Source organism: uncultured Sneathiella sp. (assembly GCF_963976355.1).
Taxonomy (GTDB): Bacteria; Pseudomonadota; Alphaproteobacteria; order Sneathiellales; family Sneathiellaceae; genus Sneathiella.
Map to the genome: position 1 here is coordinate 249133 of NZ_CAXBKA010000005.1, position 18584 is coordinate 267716.

The 18584-nt window shown below is 52.8% G+C and carries 22 protein-coding genes; 12 read left to right on the top strand and 10 right to left on the bottom strand.

Annotated elements, in window-relative coordinates:
- Window positions 1–44: 44 nt before the first annotated feature.
- The gene (locus tag AAC599_RS13410) at window positions 45–425 is read right to left on the bottom strand and encodes a YkvA family protein (protein ID WP_340150911.1); all 381 of its coding nucleotides are present in this window, start codon (window positions 423–425) and stop codon (window positions 45–47) included.
- A 122-nt stretch (window positions 426–547) separates the two neighbouring features.
- On the opposite strand from AAC599_RS13410, the gene AAC599_RS13415 reads away from it, so the two are divergent.
- Complete coding sequence (locus AAC599_RS13415; protein ID WP_340150912.1) at window positions 548–1309, top strand: 3-hydroxyacyl-CoA dehydrogenase; 762 nt, start codon at window positions 548–550, stop codon at window positions 1307–1309.
- Window positions 1310–1311: 2 nt separating this feature from the next.
- Here AAC599_RS13415 and AAC599_RS13420 read toward each other — a convergent pair whose 3' ends face one another.
- Complete coding sequence (locus tag AAC599_RS13420) at window positions 1312–1602, bottom strand: 4a-hydroxytetrahydrobiopterin dehydratase (protein WP_340150913.1); 291 nt, start codon at window positions 1600–1602, stop codon at window positions 1312–1314.
- An 84-nt stretch (window positions 1603–1686) separates the two neighbouring features.
- On the opposite strand from AAC599_RS13420, the gene AAC599_RS13425 reads away from it, so the two are divergent.
- Both AAC599_RS13425 and AAC599_RS13430 read left to right on the top strand, forming a co-directional pair.
- A complete protein-coding gene (locus AAC599_RS13425) occupies window positions 1687–2574 on the top strand; it encodes a hypothetical protein (RefSeq protein ID WP_340150914.1) in 888 nt (295 codons plus the stop codon).
- Between the two features lie 13 nt (window positions 2575–2587).
- Complete coding sequence (locus tag AAC599_RS13430) at window positions 2588–3205, top strand: class I SAM-dependent methyltransferase (RefSeq protein WP_340150915.1); 618 nt, start codon at window positions 2588–2590, stop codon at window positions 3203–3205.
- On the opposite strand, the gene thpR is transcribed toward AAC599_RS13430, so the two are convergent.
- Complete coding sequence (thpR, locus tag AAC599_RS13435; RefSeq protein ID WP_340150916.1) at window positions 3171–3719, bottom strand: RNA 2',3'-cyclic phosphodiesterase; 549 nt, start codon at window positions 3717–3719, stop codon at window positions 3171–3173. The genes AAC599_RS13430 and thpR overlap by 35 nt on opposite strands.
- 30 nt (window positions 3720–3749) lie before the next feature.
- Window positions 3750–4373, bottom strand: a complete 624-nt coding sequence (locus AAC599_RS13440) for an arylesterase (RefSeq protein ID WP_340150917.1) — start codon at window positions 4371–4373, stop codon at window positions 3750–3752.
- A gap of 56 nt (window positions 4374–4429) precedes the next feature.
- On the opposite strand from AAC599_RS13440, the gene AAC599_RS13445 reads away from it, so the two are divergent.
- A complete protein-coding gene (locus AAC599_RS13445; protein WP_340150918.1) occupies window positions 4430–5140 on the top strand; it encodes an ABC transporter ATP-binding protein in 711 nt (236 codons plus the stop codon).
- Complete coding sequence (locus AAC599_RS13450) at window positions 5133–7679, top strand: FtsX-like permease family protein (RefSeq protein WP_340150919.1); 2547 nt, start codon at window positions 5133–5135, stop codon at window positions 7677–7679. Before AAC599_RS13445 ends, AAC599_RS13450 begins: the two co-directional genes overlap by 8 nt.
- Window positions 7680–7762: 83 nt before the next feature.
- Here AAC599_RS13450 and AAC599_RS13455 read toward each other — a convergent pair whose 3' ends face one another.
- Window positions 7763–7993 carry an EF-hand domain-containing protein gene (locus tag AAC599_RS13455; protein WP_293962375.1) on the bottom strand — a complete coding sequence of 77 codons (231 nt, stop codon included), beginning with the start codon at window positions 7991–7993 and terminating at the stop codon, window positions 7763–7765.
- Between the two features lie 358 nt (window positions 7994–8351).
- On the opposite strand from AAC599_RS13455, the gene AAC599_RS13460 reads away from it, so the two are divergent.
- The 4 genes from AAC599_RS13460 to AAC599_RS13475 all read left to right on the top strand — a co-directional run bounded on the left by AAC599_RS13460 (window position 8352) and on the right by AAC599_RS13475 (window position 12505).
- The gene (locus AAC599_RS13460; protein WP_340150920.1) at window positions 8352–9059 is read left to right on the top strand and encodes a Bax inhibitor-1/YccA family protein; all 708 of its coding nucleotides are present in this window, start codon (window positions 8352–8354) and stop codon (window positions 9057–9059) included.
- A gap of 127 nt (window positions 9060–9186) precedes the next feature.
- On the top strand, window positions 9187–10665 hold the full coding sequence (locus tag AAC599_RS13465; RefSeq protein ID WP_340150921.1) for a M81 family metallopeptidase: 1479 nt from the start codon (window positions 9187–9189) through the stop codon (window positions 10663–10665).
- A gap of 4 nt (window positions 10666–10669) precedes the next feature.
- Window positions 10670–11983, top strand: a complete 1314-nt coding sequence (locus AAC599_RS13470) for a tetratricopeptide repeat protein (RefSeq protein ID WP_340150922.1) — start codon at window positions 10670–10672, stop codon at window positions 11981–11983.
- Window positions 11984–11998: 15 nt separating this feature from the next.
- On the top strand, window positions 11999–12505 hold the full coding sequence (locus AAC599_RS13475; protein ID WP_340150923.1) for an Mpo1-like protein: 507 nt from the start codon (window positions 11999–12001) through the stop codon (window positions 12503–12505).
- A 9-nt stretch (window positions 12506–12514) separates the two neighbouring features.
- Here the strand turns inward: AAC599_RS13475 and AAC599_RS13480 are convergent, their stop codons facing one another.
- Window positions 12515–12895, bottom strand: a complete 381-nt coding sequence (locus AAC599_RS13480; protein ID WP_340150924.1) for a DUF2794 domain-containing protein — start codon at window positions 12893–12895, stop codon at window positions 12515–12517.
- A 146-nt stretch (window positions 12896–13041) separates the two neighbouring features.
- Between AAC599_RS13480 and msrB the strand changes: the two genes are divergently transcribed.
- Window positions 13042–13440 carry a peptide-methionine (R)-S-oxide reductase MsrB gene (gene msrB, locus AAC599_RS13485; protein ID WP_340150925.1) on the top strand — a complete coding sequence of 133 codons (399 nt, stop codon included), beginning with the start codon at window positions 13042–13044 and terminating at the stop codon, window positions 13438–13440.
- 28 nt (window positions 13441–13468) lie between these two features.
- Window positions 13469–13954 carry a cupin domain-containing protein gene (locus AAC599_RS13490; protein ID WP_340150926.1) on the top strand — a complete coding sequence of 162 codons (486 nt, stop codon included), beginning with the start codon at window positions 13469–13471 and terminating at the stop codon, window positions 13952–13954.
- On the opposite strand, the gene AAC599_RS13495 is transcribed toward AAC599_RS13490, so the two are convergent.
- Genes AAC599_RS13495 through AAC599_RS13510 form a run of 4 tightly spaced genes read right to left on the bottom strand, consistent with a single transcriptional unit; the run spans window position 13951 to window position 17743 of the window.
- On the bottom strand, window positions 13951–14952 hold the full coding sequence (locus tag AAC599_RS13495) for an oligopeptide/dipeptide ABC transporter ATP-binding protein (protein ID WP_340150927.1): 1002 nt from the start codon (window positions 14950–14952) through the stop codon (window positions 13951–13953). The genes AAC599_RS13490 and AAC599_RS13495 overlap by 4 nt on opposite strands.
- Window positions 14949–15944 (bottom strand): ABC transporter ATP-binding protein, encoded by a 996-nt coding sequence (locus AAC599_RS13500; RefSeq protein WP_340150928.1) that lies wholly within the window; start codon window positions 15942–15944, stop codon window positions 14949–14951. The genes AAC599_RS13495 and AAC599_RS13500 overlap by 4 nt, the downstream gene beginning before the upstream one ends.
- Window positions 15945–16739: an ABC transporter permease gene (locus AAC599_RS13505; RefSeq protein ID WP_340150929.1), complete on the bottom strand. Its 795-nt coding sequence runs from the start codon at window positions 16737–16739 to the stop codon at window positions 15945–15947. It lies immediately after the preceding gene.
- A 53-nt stretch (window positions 16740–16792) separates the two neighbouring features.
- Window positions 16793–17743: an ABC transporter permease gene (locus AAC599_RS13510; RefSeq protein WP_340150930.1), complete on the bottom strand. Its 951-nt coding sequence runs from the start codon at window positions 17741–17743 to the stop codon at window positions 16793–16795.
- A 208-nt stretch (window positions 17744–17951) separates the two neighbouring features.
- Here AAC599_RS13510 and AAC599_RS13515 point away from each other — a divergent pair, with 208 nt between their 5' ends.
- Window positions 17952–18566: an SCO family protein gene (locus AAC599_RS13515; protein ID WP_340150931.1), complete on the top strand. Its 615-nt coding sequence runs from the start codon at window positions 17952–17954 to the stop codon at window positions 18564–18566.
- Window positions 18567–18584 lie beyond the last annotated feature (18 nt).

Below are 18584 nucleotides of genomic sequence, written 5' to 3' on the forward strand. Positions count from 1 at the left end.
AAAAAAGCTATTCTGCAGTGTGGAAAACGCAGGGTCACTGGTGGTTAATCGGTCGCTACCGGCTCTTTTTCCAGGAATGCGCGCGCTTTCTCCCGATGTTCGTCATTAATATATTTTTGGACGGTCCCCATTGCCGCCATGAGGACACTGGCATCGTCGGTAAAGCCGACGCCGGCCAGGAAATCGGGAATGACATCAGCGGGCATGATGAAATAGGCGAGGGCACCAAAGAGGACCGCTTTTACGAACGCCGGACTTTTGCCATCGACGGCGCAATAAAAGCTGGCGGTTACGTCTTCTGAAAAAGGAATCCTGCCGATATTTTTTCGAAGCTTATGTGCAAACTCACGCATGACAACATGCTTATCGCTTTGAAGCTTGGCCTCATCAAAGGCAGATATATCTTCGTCATTTTCCTTCGTCATAGCACAAATATGTATCTGCACCGGTAGTATTGCAAGAAGGAGACGCTTCACATTTATCAATTACCAGTATAAGCAGAGGCCAGAAAATCAAACTCGTCCTCATAAGAAATGGAGATAAAAATATGGATATTTCGGGTAAATCGGCCATCGTAACAGGCGGGGCGTCCGGCCTCGGCAACGCGACAGCAAAAATGCTGGCTGCAGCAGGCGCCAAAGTTGCCATTCTGGACATGAACACGGAACTTGCAGAAAAAGCGGCCGCCGAAATAGGAGGGATTGCCTGCACAACCAATGTGGCCGATGATAGTTCGGTTGAGGCTGCTTTTGAGAAAGCACGTGCAGAACATGGACCGGCGCGCATTCTCGTGAATTGCGCCGGTATCGGCCCGGCAGCCAAGACAGTTTCCAGCAAAGGCATGCATCCTTTGGACAAGTTCGAGCAGGTTATCGCAGTTAATCTTGTCGGAACGTTCAACTGCATTCGCCGTGCTGCGGCGGATATGGCGGAAATGGATCCTATGGAGAGCGGGGAGCGGGGCATCTGCATTAATACGGCGTCTGTTGCGGCCTATGACGGTCAGATTGGACAGGCGGCCTATTCTGCCTCCAAGGGTGGGATTGTCGGCATGACGCTGCCGATTGCGCGGGATTTGGCATCCGTTGGAGTCCGGATCGTGACGATTGCGCCTGGTTTGTTCGAGACTCCTCTCCTGAAAAGCCTTCCGGATGATGTTCAGGCGGCGCTGGGCGCCAGCGTGCCATTCCCGAGCCGTCTGGGTAAACCCGAGGAGTATGCCGCACTTGCGCGGCAGATCGTGGAGAATCAGATGCTGAACGGTGAGGTTATCAGACTCGATGGCGCCATTCGCATGGCTCCGAAATAGACTTAAGCGGAAATTTTGTTCATAAAGCCGGCAAGCTCGATATCCTTGTGGCTCAACCCATCGACGTCATGAGTGGCAAGAGTGACATCGACACGGTTATAGACATTGAACCATTCCGGGTGGTGATCCATTTTCTCGGCTTTAAGCGCCACCCGGGTCATAAACGCGAAAGCCTTGTTAAAACTTTTGAACTTGAAGGTTTTCTGAATGGCTTCGCGTTCCTGCATTGCTTCCCATCCGTCGAGATTGCGCAACGCAGACACAATTTCTTCCGCGCTTAATCTATCAGTCATGGATATTCTCCCGCTCTAAGGTTATGACCCTAGATAACTATCGTTATATGACCTGCGAATGTCCAGTAGGGGAGCATCAACCCAATGACAAAGACGAGTGAATTGAGCCGAAACTGGTGGCATGAGGAAACCGAGGGAGTCGCCTTCACTCATGCACTGGACATGAAATTGCTGCATTCCGAGCAAAGTCCGTTCCAGAAAATTGAAGTGTTCGAACATGATGTTTTCGGACGTGTCCTGACTCTGGATGACCTGGTGCAGGCCTCCCATGCGGATGAATTCATGTATCACGAGATGGCGGTGCATGTGCCGCTGCTGGGGCGCAAGCGAGAAAAAGCGGACGTGCTGATTGTCGGGGGCGGAGATGGCGGAATCTTGCGTGAGGCCCTACGACATGAATTCGTCACCCGTGTGGTCATGGTCGAAATTGATGAACGGGTCATCGAAGTCTCGAAAGAATATCTTGGGATCAACGGCGACTACTCCGACCCGCGTGTTGAACTGATCATCGGCGACGCCGCTCAGTACATGCGCGACGCCCGACGCAAGGGCGATATGTTTGATTTGATTATCCTGGATCTCAGTGAACCGGTTGGTCCGTCTTCCAGTGTGTTCACCCAGAGCTTTTGCGAAGATTTTGCGAAATGCATCAAGCCGGACGGCGTGGTGCTGGACAGCGACAGTATTTTTGTTGGCAAAGACCGGGCCTATTTTCTGCAGGAACTGTGCGGTGACAAAGACCAGAACCTGGTTTCCATCATGCAGCGGGAGAAGCTGCTACCTCATGTCGCCGGATATCGTTCTATCGTGCAGCTTTATCCTGCGGCGGAGTTCGGCTTCTTCCTCTATAGCTATGACGGCCATGACTATTCCAAGCCTGTCGAAACATGGACGGGACGTCATTATAATACGGAATTGCATAAGGCGGCTTTTGCTTTGCCGACATGGTGGCGGGAAAATCTTGGCTTTTGAGAACGCTCTGTAAATGACGGAAAACCCTCTTAACATTGATTTTATAACGGGTGCGGTGGATTACCGTCGTCGTTTTGGCGGGGGGAGGCGACAGTCTCTGCCAAAAGCCTTGGGTTTCCGCTCCGGAGTGACACCATCGATCGTGGATGCAACAGCAGGTCTCGGACGCGATGCCTTTCTTCTGGCCGCTCTCGGTGCGAACGTGACGATGATTGAGCGAAATGAGACAGTGCAGGGGCTTCTGGACACAGCAATGCGCCGGGCGGCGAAAGAGAGTGACGATCATGCAGAGATCATTGCGCGGATGACTCTGGTGAAAGGCGATGCTCGAAAGCTGCTGCCGAAGTTGCAGCCGGAAACTGTGTTGATTGATCCCATGCATCCGCCACGGGATAAATCGGCGCTTGTAAAAAATGAAATGAGGCAGCTTCGGGCACTTGTCGGATCGGATCCGGACAGTCTGGAGTTGATTGAGATTGCTCTCTCTGTGACCAAAAAGCGCGTTGTCCTGAAATGGCCGCGCCGCGGTTCATCCCTCGAAGGGTTGAGGGCGCCCTCCCATCAGATAATCGGCAAATCAACCCGCTATGATGTGTTTATGACGGGACCGGCGACAGCAAGTCAAAGCTGACTTCTTCATGATATATTGCGCCGGAAGAGGCGAGGTGACTTGAGAACAGCGTGAAGCTCTCGACACCGATTGTATTCGTTCGGAAAAGGGCATGGTCAGTCAGGAAATGTCTTACTTTTTCATAAGGTGAGTTATGAACGCGCGCGAGTGTGATATGCGGGCGGAACCGGCGGTCATCCACCTGGGCGCCGACCGATTCAATGGCCGTAACGATTTTCTGATGCAGCAGATTGATAGCCGATGTGGGACGCACGCCGGCCCAGAGAATGCGCGGGCGTTTGTTGCTGCCAAAAACACCGACACCTTCGATATCAAGGTCAAACGCGGGATATCTGATCCGTCCCAATGCCAGGGAAATATCCATCATCATCGGGCTCTGCACCTCACCGATGAACGCAAGTGTGACGTGGAAATTCTCCGCTGCGATCCACCGCGCATCCGGAATGCCTCCGCGCAGATATCCGATGCTTGCCTTGATTTCAGGAGGAAGATCGATGGCAACAAAGAGACGCATAAAACTGTCCTTTTTTGCAGCGAAGTTAAATTAGTCTTTTTTATCAATAAATGCCGTCACATATGGCAGCATGTTGCTTACAATAACTTTCACGCCCTCGGCGTTTGGATGAATATAGTCGTCCTGGTTCAATGTCGGATCCGCTGCGACGCCTTCCAGGAAAAAAGGGTAATAACCGGTTTTATATTCGCTGGCAAGTTCTGGAAATATCCCGTCGAATGCTTCGGTATATTCTGACCCCATGCTGGGCGGCGCACGCATTCCCGCGAGAAGGATGGGAATGCCTTTCTCCTGTATAACCTCGATAATTTGGCTCAGGTTTTTGCGGGTTTCCTCAGGGTCGATTCCTCTTAGTGCATCATTGGCGCCGAGTTCCAGAATAACGAAATCCGCTCCGTTTCCGATCGCCCAGTCCAGTCGTTGCAGACCTCCCGCCGACGTGTCGCCTGAGACACCCGCATTTTCGATCTCGACATCATATCCCTCGGCCTGCAGGGCAATTTCAAGCTGTGTGACGAAATCCTCTCCGGTCGGGAGCCCATAGCCCGCCGTCAAACTGTCCCCAATTGCAACAATTCGCCGCGTTTCTTCAGATTGTGCTGTGGAAACAAGGCAAAAAGCCGCAAAAAACAGCGCTACAATATTGAATTTCATCCTAAACCTGCCATATCCAAGTCTTACGTCCAGACGCTTTTTGCATAGGAACCGCCTTGCCTCAAGAATCAATCATCAGCCTACAAGATATACATCTCACACTTAAGTCGGATGCCGGCCCCGTCAATATCCTACGTGGTGTAGACTTGACTGTACAGCAAGGGGAAACGGTTGGAATCGTCGGTCCGTCCGGATCAGGCAAGTCCACTTTAATGTCGATTATGGCGGGTCTTGAGGTTCCGACATCAGGGTCGGTATGTATCATTGGTAAAAGGCTGGAAGAGATGGGGGAGGATGCGTTGGCGCGGTTCCGGCGTGAAAACATCGGAATTGTTTTTCAGTCCTTCCACCTGATTCCGACGATGACGGCGCTTGAGAATGTGGCCATTCCTTTAGAACTTGCAGGCGAGAGTGAGGCCTTCTCGTTGGCTGAAGCCCGGTTGAAGGCCGTTGGACTGGCGGATCGGGCGACGCACTATCCGGCACAGCTTTCCGGCGGCGAGCAACAGCGTGTCGCGCTCGCACGAGCATTGTCCACCAACCCTAAAATCCTGCTTGCGGATGAGCCCACGGGAAATCTTGACGGAAGAACCGGGGAAATCATCATCGATCTGATGTTTCGCCTGCATGAGCAGGAGGGAACAACGATGATCCTCATCACCCATGATGATGCGCTGGCACAGAAATGCAATCATCAGATACGCCTTGAAGACGGACGTGTTGTGTCGGCGACGACCTCGCGGGAAGAGGCTCTGGCTGGTGAGTAAATCTAAAAATCCTGAATCAATTTCACTTGCGATGAAACTTGCCCGGCGTGACCTGCGCGGGAGTTTGAAGGGCTTTCGCATTTTTCTCGCCTGCCTCATTCTTGGCGTTGCGGCGATTGCAGGGGTGGGAACGCTTTCCAGCTCCATTACTGCCGGTCTGAAGGCAAATGGTCAGGTCATTTTGGGCGGAGATATTGATATCCGCCTGACGCATCGAGCCGCGGAGGAAGATGAGCGGCGCTGGATAGGAGAGCAAGGACGGGTTGCCGAAGTGCAAACCTTACGGGCCATGGTCCGGGCCATCGACGGCGGTAAACGGACACTTTCCGAACTCAAGGCGATTGATGATGCCTATCCATTATTCGGCGCTCTGACGCTTTCCCCTGAATCGGGAACTGAAACCACAGCGGAATTGCTGGCAAAGAAGAATGGTGTTTACGGCGCTTTGGTAGAGCGAAGCCTGGGTGAACGGCTTGATCTCTCCCTTGGCAGCCAGATTCGCCTTGGCGAGATCAACATAGAGGTGCGCGGGATCATCCTGACAGAACCGGACAAGGCGGCGCAGGGTATGGCGCTGGGTCCACGGACGATTGTCTCCACCGCCGCCCTTCAGGAAACCGGCCTCATACAGCCAGGCAGCCTGATCAGATATCACTACCGCATTGCCCTCAATCCTTCCACTACCGTCCCAGAATTTTATGAGAATGCAAAAACCGCCTTTCCGGACGCCGGATGGCGGATACGGGACGCGTCTAACGGTGCGCCGGGGATCAAACGGTTTGTTGATCGTGTTGCACTCTTCCTGACATTGGTCGGGCTTACGGCGCTGGTTGTTGGCGGTGTGGGCGTAGGAAATGCCGTTCGCGCCTATCTGGATGGAAAGATCGAGACGATTGCCACGCTGAAATGTCTGGGTGCGAGCAGTAGCTTTATTTTCAGGGTTCATTATCTTCAGGTGCTGTTCCTCGCTATTGGAGGATCCCTTATCGGCCTTGCTATTGGCGTTGGCGGATCGGTTTTCGCCGCACAGTTTCTGGCGAGTAGTCTGCCGGTCCCACCGGAGATTACCATTAAAGCCGGGCCGTTGCTGCTGGCTACAGCCTACGGCCTTCTGACAGCTACCCTGTTTACAATATGGCCTCTGGCGCGGGCGCGCGAAACACCGGCCGCTGCCCTGTTTCGGGATGTGGTGTCATCACATCGACGGCCACGACCGGTTTATCTGGTGGCGCTCGGTTTCTGCTTTTCCGTTCTCGTGGCGCTTGCGGTTCTGACCAGCGAGGAAATCTGGTTTGCCTTCATGTTCGTCGGATCGATAATCGGAATATTTGCCGTGCTTATCCTTGTGGGCTATGGGGTGCAGTATCTCGCGCGAAAGACGCCGCGTCCGAAAATTCCGTCATTGCGACTTGCTGTTGCTAATCTATACCGGCCGGGAGCGGCCACAAACAGCGTCATTCTCTCTATGGGGCTTGGGCTCACATTATTCGTTACTGTCGCCTTGATCGAAGGAAACCTGACTCGGCAGGTGCAGGAACAGCTGCCTGAAAAAGCGCCAGCGTTCTTTTTTATCGATATTCAGTCCAACCAGCTTGATGATTTTATCACTACAGCGGAAGCAGTTGAAAATGTAAGCGATGTTACGCAGGTTCCGAATATGCGAGGTCGGATAACGAATGTTGCCGGTGTCCCGGCGGATAAAGTGGAAGTTGCACCAGAGGCCCGATGGGCGCTTCGCGGGGACCGTGGCATCACCTATTCCGCAACCCCGCCCGATGGCGCCATGGTCGTTGAGGGAAGCTGGTGGCCTGAAGATTACACCGGCCCACCTCTGGTCAGCATAGACCGCGAGATTGCCGAAGGGATGAACCTCGCGATCGGAGATGAACTGACTGTCAATGTCATGGGACGGGAAATTACGGCGAAGATTGCTAATTTCCGGGAAATCGACTGGACTACTATGGCAATCAACTTTGTGCTGGTGTTCGATCATCACAGCTTGCAGGGCGCCCCCCATTCTCATCTGGCCACAGCACGGGCTAATGGAGAGGCCGAAGACAATCTCTTTCGGGCTGTTACGGATAATTTCGCCAATATCTCGGTCATCCGGATGAAGGAGGCGTTGCAGACAGTAAGCCGAATACTGGAGCAGTTGTCGTCCGCAGTCTCTGCCATCTCTTCCATTACACTGGTCACCGGCGTTCTTGTGCTGGCGGGCGCGTTTGCGGCAGGGCACAGAAAGCGGGTCTATGATGCGGTGATCCTGAAAGTACTCGGGGCGACCCGCAAGGATATTTTCGTGACGTTCCTGCTCGAGTATGCATTGCTCGGCTTGGTGACGTCCGTCATTGCGGCGGCGACAGGCTGGTCTGCCGCCTATATGATCATCACGGAAATTCTGGAAGCCAAATGGATCAACCTGCCGTTTACAATTATCGCAACGATCCTGATAAGCGTTCTGGTAACCTTGCTGTTTGGCCTGTTGGGCTCATGGCGTGCCTTGGGGGAAAAAGTTGCGCCTGCCCTCCGATCTGACTAGGCATAAAAAGACCCCCAGAGGGAGCCGAAGCATCCTCTGAGAGCCTTTTGTGGGAAGGAGTAATCCTGCCGTCGTTGTGAAGGTTATCCCTTCACAGCTTCGTCATATTCTTCCTTGGACAGTTCGCCGTTCTGGTCAAGATCCGCAGATGCGAACTGGTCCTTGCTTGTGTCAGGCATTACAACAACGAGCTCTTCAAACGAAACTGCGCCATTGCCGTCTGTGTCGATTGACTGGAAGTCAGGGGCAGCTGCCAAAGCCGGCGCTGCGGCAAGAACTGTAACGGCAGCAGTCGAAATAAGAAATTTTTTCATGATTAAAGCTCCATTTTAGTTGTTAGACAGACAAACAAAGGATTTCCGATGCTTGTCTTTGAACGATCATCCGGACCGATTTTCAGAACCATTCCGTGTCGCTCTGGAAGTTAATCTGGTCTTTCATTGTGGCGGCATAATGCCGTGAATTAGACCAGTTGAAGGAAAAACAGAGGCAAAATAATGCACGTCACTTTTTATGGAATTTAAACGGCTATTAACCGGCCCGCTTTATTGTTATTGTTTGCTATCAGGGAATTTTACTCTCGTTATCTTTTTTTAACGTCGATTTCCCTTGAAAAATAACGAAGAAACTACAATATCAATCTAGAAATAAAATCCTTCAGAGGAACTATAGATGGCATCAGACTTTTCAAACTTTAATACTGCAAGAACCGGCGCACATGATCAGGCCGTTCTTGATGAAGGCCTGCGCAGCTATATGCTGAAGGTCTACAACTATATGGCGTCCGGCCTCGCGCTCAGCGGTATTACCGCAGCGCTGACGGCTTCGACGCCAGCGCTATATAACGCGGTGTTTGGTACACCCCTGCAATGGGTTGTAATGCTTGCGCCGCTCGGCCTGCTGTTTGCGATGATGCGGACAAGTGCCAGTACGACAAAAATTCTTTACTGGATCATGGTGGCAACGTTCGGTGTTTCCATTTCCTATATCTTTCAGGTATACACCGCCGAGAGTGTTGTCCGCGTCTTCTTTATCACGTCCGCGACTTTCGGTGCAGCCAGCCTCTATGGCTATGTGACGAAACGTGATCTGACGGGCATGGGTAGCTTCCTTTTCATGGGGTTGATCGGAATTATCATCGCGTCTGTGGTGAATATCTTCCTTGCTTCTTCCATGCTGCATTTCGTGGTTTCCGTGATCGGTGTCTTGATTTTCACCGGCCTGACAGCTTTCGATACGCAGCGGATCAAGTCAGAATACTATCATGGTCACAGTCAGGAAGTGATGGAGAAGGGTGCTATCATGGGCGCTGTTTCCATGTACCTCAACTTCCTAAACCTGTTCATGTTTATGCTGAGCCTGCTCGGCAATAGAAATTAAGACGGTAAAAAAGCCGTGAAACGAAAACCCGGCCTTGTGCCGGGTTTTTTGTTGTGCGCCCATATCAAGATGATAAACTTGTTTGCCTGCAAACAACCCTTGATAATAACGGGAAAAGGATCGTCCGATGCGCATTCTCATTGCGATGATGAAACATGAAACCAATACATTTTCGCCCATCATTGCTGATTGGAAAAGATTTCAGGACTGGGGGGCTTATCTGGGTGAGGACGCCCTAAAAGCCTATGAGGGAACGGCGATGCCGTTTGGGGCATATGTCGCGCTGGCCCGTGAAGCCGGAGCGGAAATTGTCACTCCCGTTGCAGCGGAAGCCATGCCGTCCGGCCCGGTGACGGAAGATGCCTATAGCCGCATGGCAGAACCTATACTGGAGGCTGTGCGCAGCGGTGTCGATGCGGCGATGCTGGATCTGCATGGCGCAATGGTGGCCGAGCATACCGACGATGGCGAGGGAACACTGCTTGAGAAGATACGCGAGATTGACCCGAACCTGCCGATAGCGGTTACCCTCGACCTGCATTGCAATCTTACAGACAAGATCATGAATAACTGTACCGCCCTGATTGGCTATAAGACTTACCCGCATGTGGATATGTATGAGGTAGGGTCGCAGATTGGCCGGGTTCTGCTGGACTCCATGGCCGGTAAAGTAAATCCGGTGATGTCCTGGGGCAATACACACCTGTTAAGCCAGACTTTGTGTCAGGGAACGGATGACGAGCCCATGGCTACTCTCATCAGGATGTGCCGGGAAGCCGAGAAGGAGCCCGGCGTATTGGCAGCGACCGCTTTCGGGGGGTTTGCCCTCGCCGATATGCGGGACGCGGGAAACTCGGTGATTGTGGTGACGGATGGTGATAAGGCAAAGGCGGATGAAATACGGGATCGTATTCTTGCCAGAGCCTGGGAATTGAAAGAGGATTTCGTTTACAGGCATACCCCGCTTGAAGAGCAGGTGGCAAAAGCCAAAACCATGACGGACGGACCGATCCTCTTGCTGGATCATGCCGACAATTGCGGTTCGGGTGCGACGCAGGATGTAATGACCGTAATTGAGGAAGTCCTGCGGCAGGGACTTGAAGATGTGGCCGTTGCCGCCGTCTGGGACCCGGCTGCGGTTCAGGAGATGCAAAAGGCCGGCATCGGCAATGAAATAACGCTAAAGCTTGGGGGCAAGACCGATATGCCCTCCATCGGCGAGGCGGGGGAGCCGCTCACCCTGACGGGGACGGTAAAGACCCTGACGAACGGTGAATGGATTGTCCGTGGTCCCATGTATACCGGCGTCAAGGTGTTTATGGGCCCGACGGCGGTTCTCGATACCGGAAATATGGAGATTGTCATTGTCTCCAACCATCACGAGCCATGGGATACGGGCGTCTTCACATCGGTCGGGATCCAGCCGGAATACAAACGCTATCTTATTCTGAAAAGCCGGATTCATTATCGTGCGGGCTTTGCGCCGATTGGCAAAGCGACCCTGACGCTCGATGGTAAGGGCGTGACAACATCCGATAATAATCTCTTGCAGTACGAAAAAGTTCGCCGACCGATTTATCCGCTTGATCTTTTGAATGAGGCATAACGTCATGCGTGAAGATATGTTCGGAAATCCGGTGAGTACGCAGTCCGACCAGACGCTTGATGCGATCAACCGCTTTATGGACAGCTACATCGGTTTCGGAACAGATTTTGCCCCGATATTCGAGGCGGCAGACAACGATCCGGAATGCACCCTTGCTGCAGGGTACGCGGCGTTGCTGGGGCTTATGCTGGAAACACCGGATCGGCTTGAGATTGCCCGCAAATACCAAGCGCAGGCTGAAACTGGCTTGAATAAGGGAACGGAACGCGAGCGGTTGTTCGTCGCCTCCGTCGGTGATCTGCTGAACAACAGGATAGGCGATCAGCTTGTAAAACTTCGTCAGTTAGTGACAGATTTCTCGGGTGACCTGTTCGCCGCCAAACTCGCCCAGAACTCCTATTTCAATATCGGTGATGATCACACCATGCTCTGGATCGCCGATCAGGTGATCGAGCGTCATAAGGATTGCGCCTATGCTTATGGTATGCGGGCCTTTGGGCGTGAACAAACGAGCCAGCTGGATCTCGCGGAGGAAGATGGCCGCTGGGCGACAGAAATGAAGCGAAAAGAGCCCTGGGCGCATCACGCGGTTGCTCATGTCATGCTCACCCAGGGGCGGCATGATGAAGGGATCAAATGGATGCAGGGGCTGTCCAATGAGTGGGATGATCGCAATAGCTTCATGCTCACTCATAACTGGTGGCATCAATCCCTGTTTTTCCTGGAGCAGGAAGATTTCAGGACGCCGCTTGAAATCTATGATGAGAGAGTGTGGGGTGTAGATAAAACCTACAGTCTGGATCAGGTGAATGCGATTTCGTTGCTTTGGCGTCTGGAGCAGCTTGGCGTTGATGTCGGGGATCGCTGGGTGGATGTAAGCGACTATGTCGCCAATAGACACCTCATCAATGACCAGCCTTTTTTCGACATGCATTATGGATATGCATTGGCGCGCGGGCATCATCAGGAAGCGCTGGAAAAATTGACCACAGGCATGGAAAAAATGGCGACCGATGCCCCGGATGTCACGCGAAAAGCATGGGCGGAAGTGGCTTTGCCGGCTACTCGCGGCTTCATTGCGATAGCTGATGGGAATTATAAAGAGGCAGCGGGATTGCTTTCGACGGTACGTCCGCGGTTTCAGGAAATAGGTGGCAGCCATGCGCAAAGGGACTTGTTTGAGCTCGCCTGGCTTACCAGTTTATTGAATGCAGGGGAGTATGATGCGGCACTTCCGCATCTTGAGGCACGGGTGGCGTTTCGGCATGATGTCGTCATGGATGCGCGGCTGCTGACGAGGGCACGGCAACGTAACTGATCGGGGAGGATTGTTATGGCAAGACCGGAGATTGCAGAAAAAGGAAGCAACAGGAAAATATTTGCGCTGCTGAGCGAGTATGGAGCGAGCCATCAGAACCGGCAAAACAAGCTTATTCACTGGGTCGCGGTTCCGATCATTGCGTGGACGATCGTAGCCTTGTTCTGGGCTATCCCGGTTCCGGAAGCGTTCAGTTCAGTTCCCTATCTCAATTGGGCAACGATGGCCCTTTTTCTGACGGTGATATATTACGCAGCTCTGTCCTGGACACTGGCGATTGGTATGGTGTTGTTTGCTGTAATCTGCATAGGCTTTGTGAGTGCCTATGAATCACTTCCGGCACCTGGGCTTTCTCTTTGGCAATTCGCTATCATCGCTTTTGTCATTGCCTGGATATTCCAGTTTATCGGCCATAAGATTGAGGGAAAGAAGCCTTCCTTCTTCAAGGATGTTCAGTTCCTTTTGATAGGTCCGGCCTGGCTGATGAGCTTTATCTACCGAAAGCTTGGTATTCCGATATAGGGCTGTAGATTATTCCGCATCGACCGTGTGGAACCGCTTGCGGTCGAAGACTTTAAGGACCTGGGCCAATGACTTTCCGCGCTTCAATATCCGGCCGTTTTGGCTGAGCACGGAATAGGCGCCCTGTTTCGAGGCAAGGCGTGGTTCCTTGTAAATCTTGAAAAGCGGGCGATCTGCGGTCCGGTGGAAAATGGCAAAGATACAGGCGTTTTTCGTCTCTCCGATGGCATAATCGCGCCATTCCGCCTTGGCGACCATGCGTCCATATACCTGTAATATCTGGCTGAGTTCGTTGCGGTTAAAGAACACGTCTGGTTGTTGCGGTCCCGACCTCCCCTTCTTGGCAGATCGGGTTAAATAGTGATCGTCGAAGCTTACAACCTCACTCATTTTAACTCCCATTTGTCCCGTGTGTCTTATTTTCAATCAACCGGACGACTTCGTCAAGTATTGAGAAATGATGTCCGACGCCATATCTTCTATTTGGGATAGCGGGCGCCGGGTTCAATAGAAGCCGAGTTTCAGAAAGGATTACCATGAGTGAAAAGATTAAGAAGTCGGACGAGGAATGGCGGACGCAGCTGACACAGGAACAGTACCACGTCGCCCGGAAAAAAGGCACAGAAAGAGCCTTCACCGGCCAGTATCATGATCATAAGGAGAGTGGGGTCTATCATTGCATCTGCTGTGGTGAGCCGCTCTTCTCATCAAAAACAAAGTTTGATTCCGGGACCGGTTGGCCGAGTTTCTGGGAGCCGATTGAATCTGCGAAAATCGGGGAAGTCACGGATCGCAGCTTTTTCATGCGTCGGACCGAGGTTGTCTGCAATAAATGTGATGGCCACCTAGGTCATGTCTTTCCGGACGGCCCGAAGCCCACCGGATTGCGCTATTGCCTGAATTCCGCTGCACTGGATTTTAAAAAGAAAGACTGATCAATCCCATTATATGAAGGTCTGTTTCATGACAGAGAAAAACGAATCCGGCATGATTGCCGTCCGGGCGGCTGACGTTGCCCCTCGGAGCAAGTCCTCAAACTATCCGGAACCCTTTTTCAGCCGTATGAAAGGCCGAGAAAAACGTCAGCTTGGCGATGTATTCGGTCTCAATAATTTCGGCGTGAACCTGACCCGTCTCTCTCCGGGCGGGGAGTCCGCGCTGTTGCATCGCCATAGCCGACAGGATGAGTTTATCTATATCCTTGAGGGATCGCCAACCCTGATTACCGAGACAGCGGAGGTTGTTCTGGAACCAGGATTTTGCTCAGGGTTCCCAGCGAAGGGAGAAGCCCATCATCTGATTAACCGGACTAAGGATCACGTTGTCTACTTGGAGGTAGGCGACCGTACGCCGGGAGACGAGGGAAGCTATCCGAAGGATGATTTGAAGGCCTCACTCGGGCCGGACGGAAAATGGCGGTTTACCCATAAGGACGGCCAGCCGTACTAAGCCTTTTCAAGCAGTCTGGCGGAGAAGTGACATGCGGCAAGATGGGCGTCACTCACCGGCTCAAGCGGAGGCTTTGTTTTCCGGCAGACATCTTCGACCATGGGACATCGGTCCTGAAAAGCACAACCAACGCGCTGCTCCGTCTGTCCGGTTACATTGCCTTTGAGTTTGATCCTGTCCCGACGGATACCCGCTCCAGGTTTCGGGACGGCATCGAGCAGGATCTTCGTATAGGGATGCGCCGGCGTCCGAAACAGATCTTCCGTGTGGCCTTTTTCGACAATCTCCCCAAGATACATGACGGCGACTTCGTCACAAAGGTACTCGACGACTGCAAGATCATGGCTGATGAACATATAGGTGACGCCAAATTCCTCCTGCAGGTCTTTCAGGAGATTGAGGACCTGTGCCTGCACCGAGACATCAAGGGCGGACACCGGCTCGTCCGCAACAATAAGTTCCGGATGGGTGATAAGAGCGCGGGCAATGGCTATTCGTTGCCGTTGTCCGCCGGAGAATTCATGAGGATATTTCTCGACATCATGTTCTTTCAGTCCGACAGATTGCAGAACCTCGGCCACTCGTCGCTGTTTCTCGGCTTTCGAGATAGATCCGAGAGCGGCCAGCGGCTCCGCAACAATTCGCCCGACGGTATGATGCGGATCAAGCGAGCCATATGGATCCTGAAACACCATCTGGAAATGCCGCCGATGCGGGCGAAGCTGGTCGAAATTCAGGCCTACGACCTCTTTGCCCAGTATTTTGACCGATCCGGAATCCGTATTCTCAAGCGCCATGACGTTGCGGGCGAGTGTTGATTTCCCGCATCCACTTTCCCCGACGATGCCAAAGCTTTTTCCTTTCTGGATTTCAAAACTGACGCCGTTCAGCGCATAGACATAGCCGGATTCGGCAAAAAGACTCTCGCGTGGCAGGCGATAGTGCCGCACGAGATCTCGCACCTCAAGAACCGGGACTGGAAGAGTTCCTTCTGTCATGAAAAGAGTTCCTCCGTCTTTCGCGCACGGGCTTCTTCCACGTGATGACAGGTAACAAAATGCTGTCCTTTTACCTCGATAACCGGCGGGGGCGTTTTCCGGCAGATTTCCGTGGCGAGGGGGCAGCGATCTGTAAAGGTACATCCTGCGGGCAGGGAAATCAGGTCGGGAACAGTGCCTGGAATGGTCACCAGACGTTTCGTCCGGGCGCGGCCCAGTCTTGGCATAGCGGCAAACAGTCCTTGAGTATAGGGATGGACCAGCTCTTCAAAAATCCTGTCCGTACGTCCTGTTTCCACCGCCGCGCCGCCGTACATCACAAGAATTTTTCCCGTATTCTCCGAAATGACGCCAAGGTCATGGGAGATGAGGATTAAGGCCATGCCATCTTCGCGCACCAGAGTCTGGATCAAGTCCAGTATCTGATCCTGGATTGTCACATCAAGTGCGGTCGTTGGCTCGTCTGCGATTAGGATGTGGGGTTTGCAGGACAGCGCAATTGCGATCATGACACGCTGCCGCTGCCCGCCGGATAGCTGATGCGGATAGTTGTCTACCCGGGATTTTGGATTTGGGATGCCGACCCGGTCTAAAAGGCGGATTGTTTCTTTATGCGCGTCATCATCGGATAAGCCTTTGTGAAGACGCAGGGGCTCCATGATCTGATGTCCGATGGTATGTACGGGATTGAGGGACGTCATGGGTTCCTGAAAGATCATCGCCATTCGATTGCCGCGAATGCGGCACATCTCGGCTTCCGTTTTTTCAAGAAGGTTCTTGCCGTCGAGGTTGATACGTCCGGTTGTTTCGCTCATAGACGGTAGCAGGCCCATCAAGGCGAGCGCCGCCATGGATTTTCCACAGCCGCTTTCCCCCACGATGCCGAGGGTTTCCCCTTTTTCGAGCGTAAAGCTCAAATCCCGTACGGCACGGGCCGACCCGTCATTTGTCGCCAGCGTAACAGTCAGATCTTCTACGGAAAGCAATGTCATTCAACGTTTCCTCGATAGTCTTGGATCAAGGACGTCCCGGAGGCCGTCGCCTAGCAGATTGAGGCCAAAAACAGCGATGGCAATGGCAAGGCCGGGATAAATCGCCTGCATCGGATCAAGGAACATCAGGGTTTGGGCTTCATTGAGCATTCGACCCCAGGAAGGCTCCGGTGGCTGCGTTCCGAGACCCAGATAGGAAAGGGCGGCTTCCGCAAGTATGGCAATGGCGAAGAGGATGGTCGCCTGAACAATAATGATAGAAAGAATATTGGGCAGGATATGTTCAAACGTGATGCGCAGGCGCCCCTTGCCGGAGGCTCGGGCGGCCATGACATATTCCCGGGTCCAGATGGCATTGGCCGAGCCGCGGGTAAGGCGGGCAAACACCGGAATATTGTAAAGCCCGATGGCAAGGATGGAGTTTACGCCGCCCGGGCCGAGGATCGCCGTAAGCATGATCGCGGAAAGAATGGCCGGAAAGGCAAAAGAGAAATCCGAAAGCCGCATAATGATCTCTTCGGTCCAGCCCCGGCGCGCCGCCGCAAGCAGGCCTAGACTGACGCCGATAAAAAGTCCTATGGATACCGCGACGACGGCAACAACAATCGAATTCTGTGTGCCGGTCATCAGCATTGACGCAATATCCCGGCCGAACTGATCCGTTCCCAGCCAATGATCGGTGGAAGGCGGCAGGAAGCGGTTCGCGATTACGATGTCGTAGGCAGACCCTGGTGTCCAGAAGAGTGAAATGGCGGCACAAATCAGCAGAAACAGGGTCATTGTCCCACCAACCATGAAGCTGCGACTCCTCCGAGACCGATTTAAAAAGGAGAGGGATCGCTTATCACTCATATATCATGCGCTTTCAGACGCGGATCGATCACAGCATAGAGAATGTCGACGAGGAAATTCACCATGATGACCATGGTGGCCAGCAACAGGACAACATTCTCAACAACAATTGTGTCGCGATTATTGATCGCCTTCAGCACAAGCGATCCAAGCCCCGGGATATGAAATACATTCTCCACGACGACTGTGCCTGTCAGGAGAGCTGCAAACTGAATGCCGGTAACGGTCAAGACAGGAATCAAGGCATTGCGCAACACATGCCGCCAGAGCGTTGCCCGCTGGCTTAGGCCCTTTGCGCGGGCAGTACGGACATAGTCTTCACGAAATACCTCCAGCACGGAGGAACGGGTAATTCGCGCGAGAATGGCGCCGACCACGGTTGCCAGCGCCAATGACGGCAACAATAGTGCCGTAAGGCATTTCAGGACACCCTCTTCCCATCCGGGAAAGCCACCTGCGGGCAGCCATCTAAGCTCGATGGCAAAGAGGATAATCAGCAAAATGGCAAGCCAGAAATTCGGGATGGAGATACCAAGCTGACTTATGCCCATGAGCGTCACATCGCCCGCTTTGTTGTGGTTTGCCGCGGCATAAAGGCCGATAACCAGCGCAAGAGCAATACTCAGGATAATGGACATTATGGCAAGTGGCAGAGTTATAAGGAGGGCGCCTTGAACCAGCTCCCAAACCGGGACTTTGTAAGCATAACTGTTGCCAAGTTCGCCCTGCATCAGCCCGGCAATCCAGCTTAAGTATCGTTCGAGCGGAGGTCGGTCGAGACCCAGCTCCTTCGTGAGTGTCTGGACAGCAGACTCCGACGCATCGACGCCGAGAATCACCAAGGCAGGATCTCCCGGCAGGATTTCCATCACGAGAAAAATAACCATGGAGGCGCCGATCAGGGTCGCAATCAGGGTCAGGACTCGCTTCGCAATAAAAACGCTCATACTTTTCTGTGGTGCCTATCCGTTGTTACTGGTTTTGCGATAGATGATTTAGCCCGATAAATAGCGTATCCGCAGATGAATAAACGGTCAATCTCCCATGCGGTGGAATGCCGCAGCCGGGTAATTCTCCTTGTTATTCTGTTTTTGCTGAACTAAGCATGACAATCATTCCGAACTGCCGACGAGAGAGGAACACGGATAAATCGACATGAACAAGTTGTTTCCTTTGCTGATCGCATTTTTCCTGATTGTCAGCGCCATGGTTATCGGCCTCTGGTTTACAGGGGGATTGCCGGGCCTTGGTCAGAATAAGGGCCAGTCGTCTTCGACTCTTGTCGGGGCGCCACAAATCGGTGGCCCGTTCTCGCTCGTGAATCATAAAGGGGAGCGTGTGACGGATGAGGACTATAGGGGAAAACTGCTTCTCATCTTTTTCGGTTTTGTCAATTGTCCCGATGTCTGTCCGACTGAAATGCAGACTATCTCTGTCGCGATGAACGAGCTTGGTGAGCAGGCGAGTGAAGTCGTCTCCCTCTTTATCACGGTTGATCCTGAGCGGGATACACCGGAGGCGATGGGGGATTTTGTTGCGGCTTTCCATCCGTCTCTGGTTGGTCTTACAGGCAGTGAGGAAGAGATCGAAGACGTTAAGAAGAAGTACCGTGTTTATGGGCAGAAACAGGAAGGCGGCGATCCGGATTACTACCTTGTCGACCACACTTCTTTTACCTATTTGATGGGAAGAGACGGCGAACTGATTACTGTATTCTCCTTCGGCGTTCCCGCAGAGGAAATTGCAGCGAAAGTACGCGAAGAATTATAGTTTAGTGAGGAAGAAGTG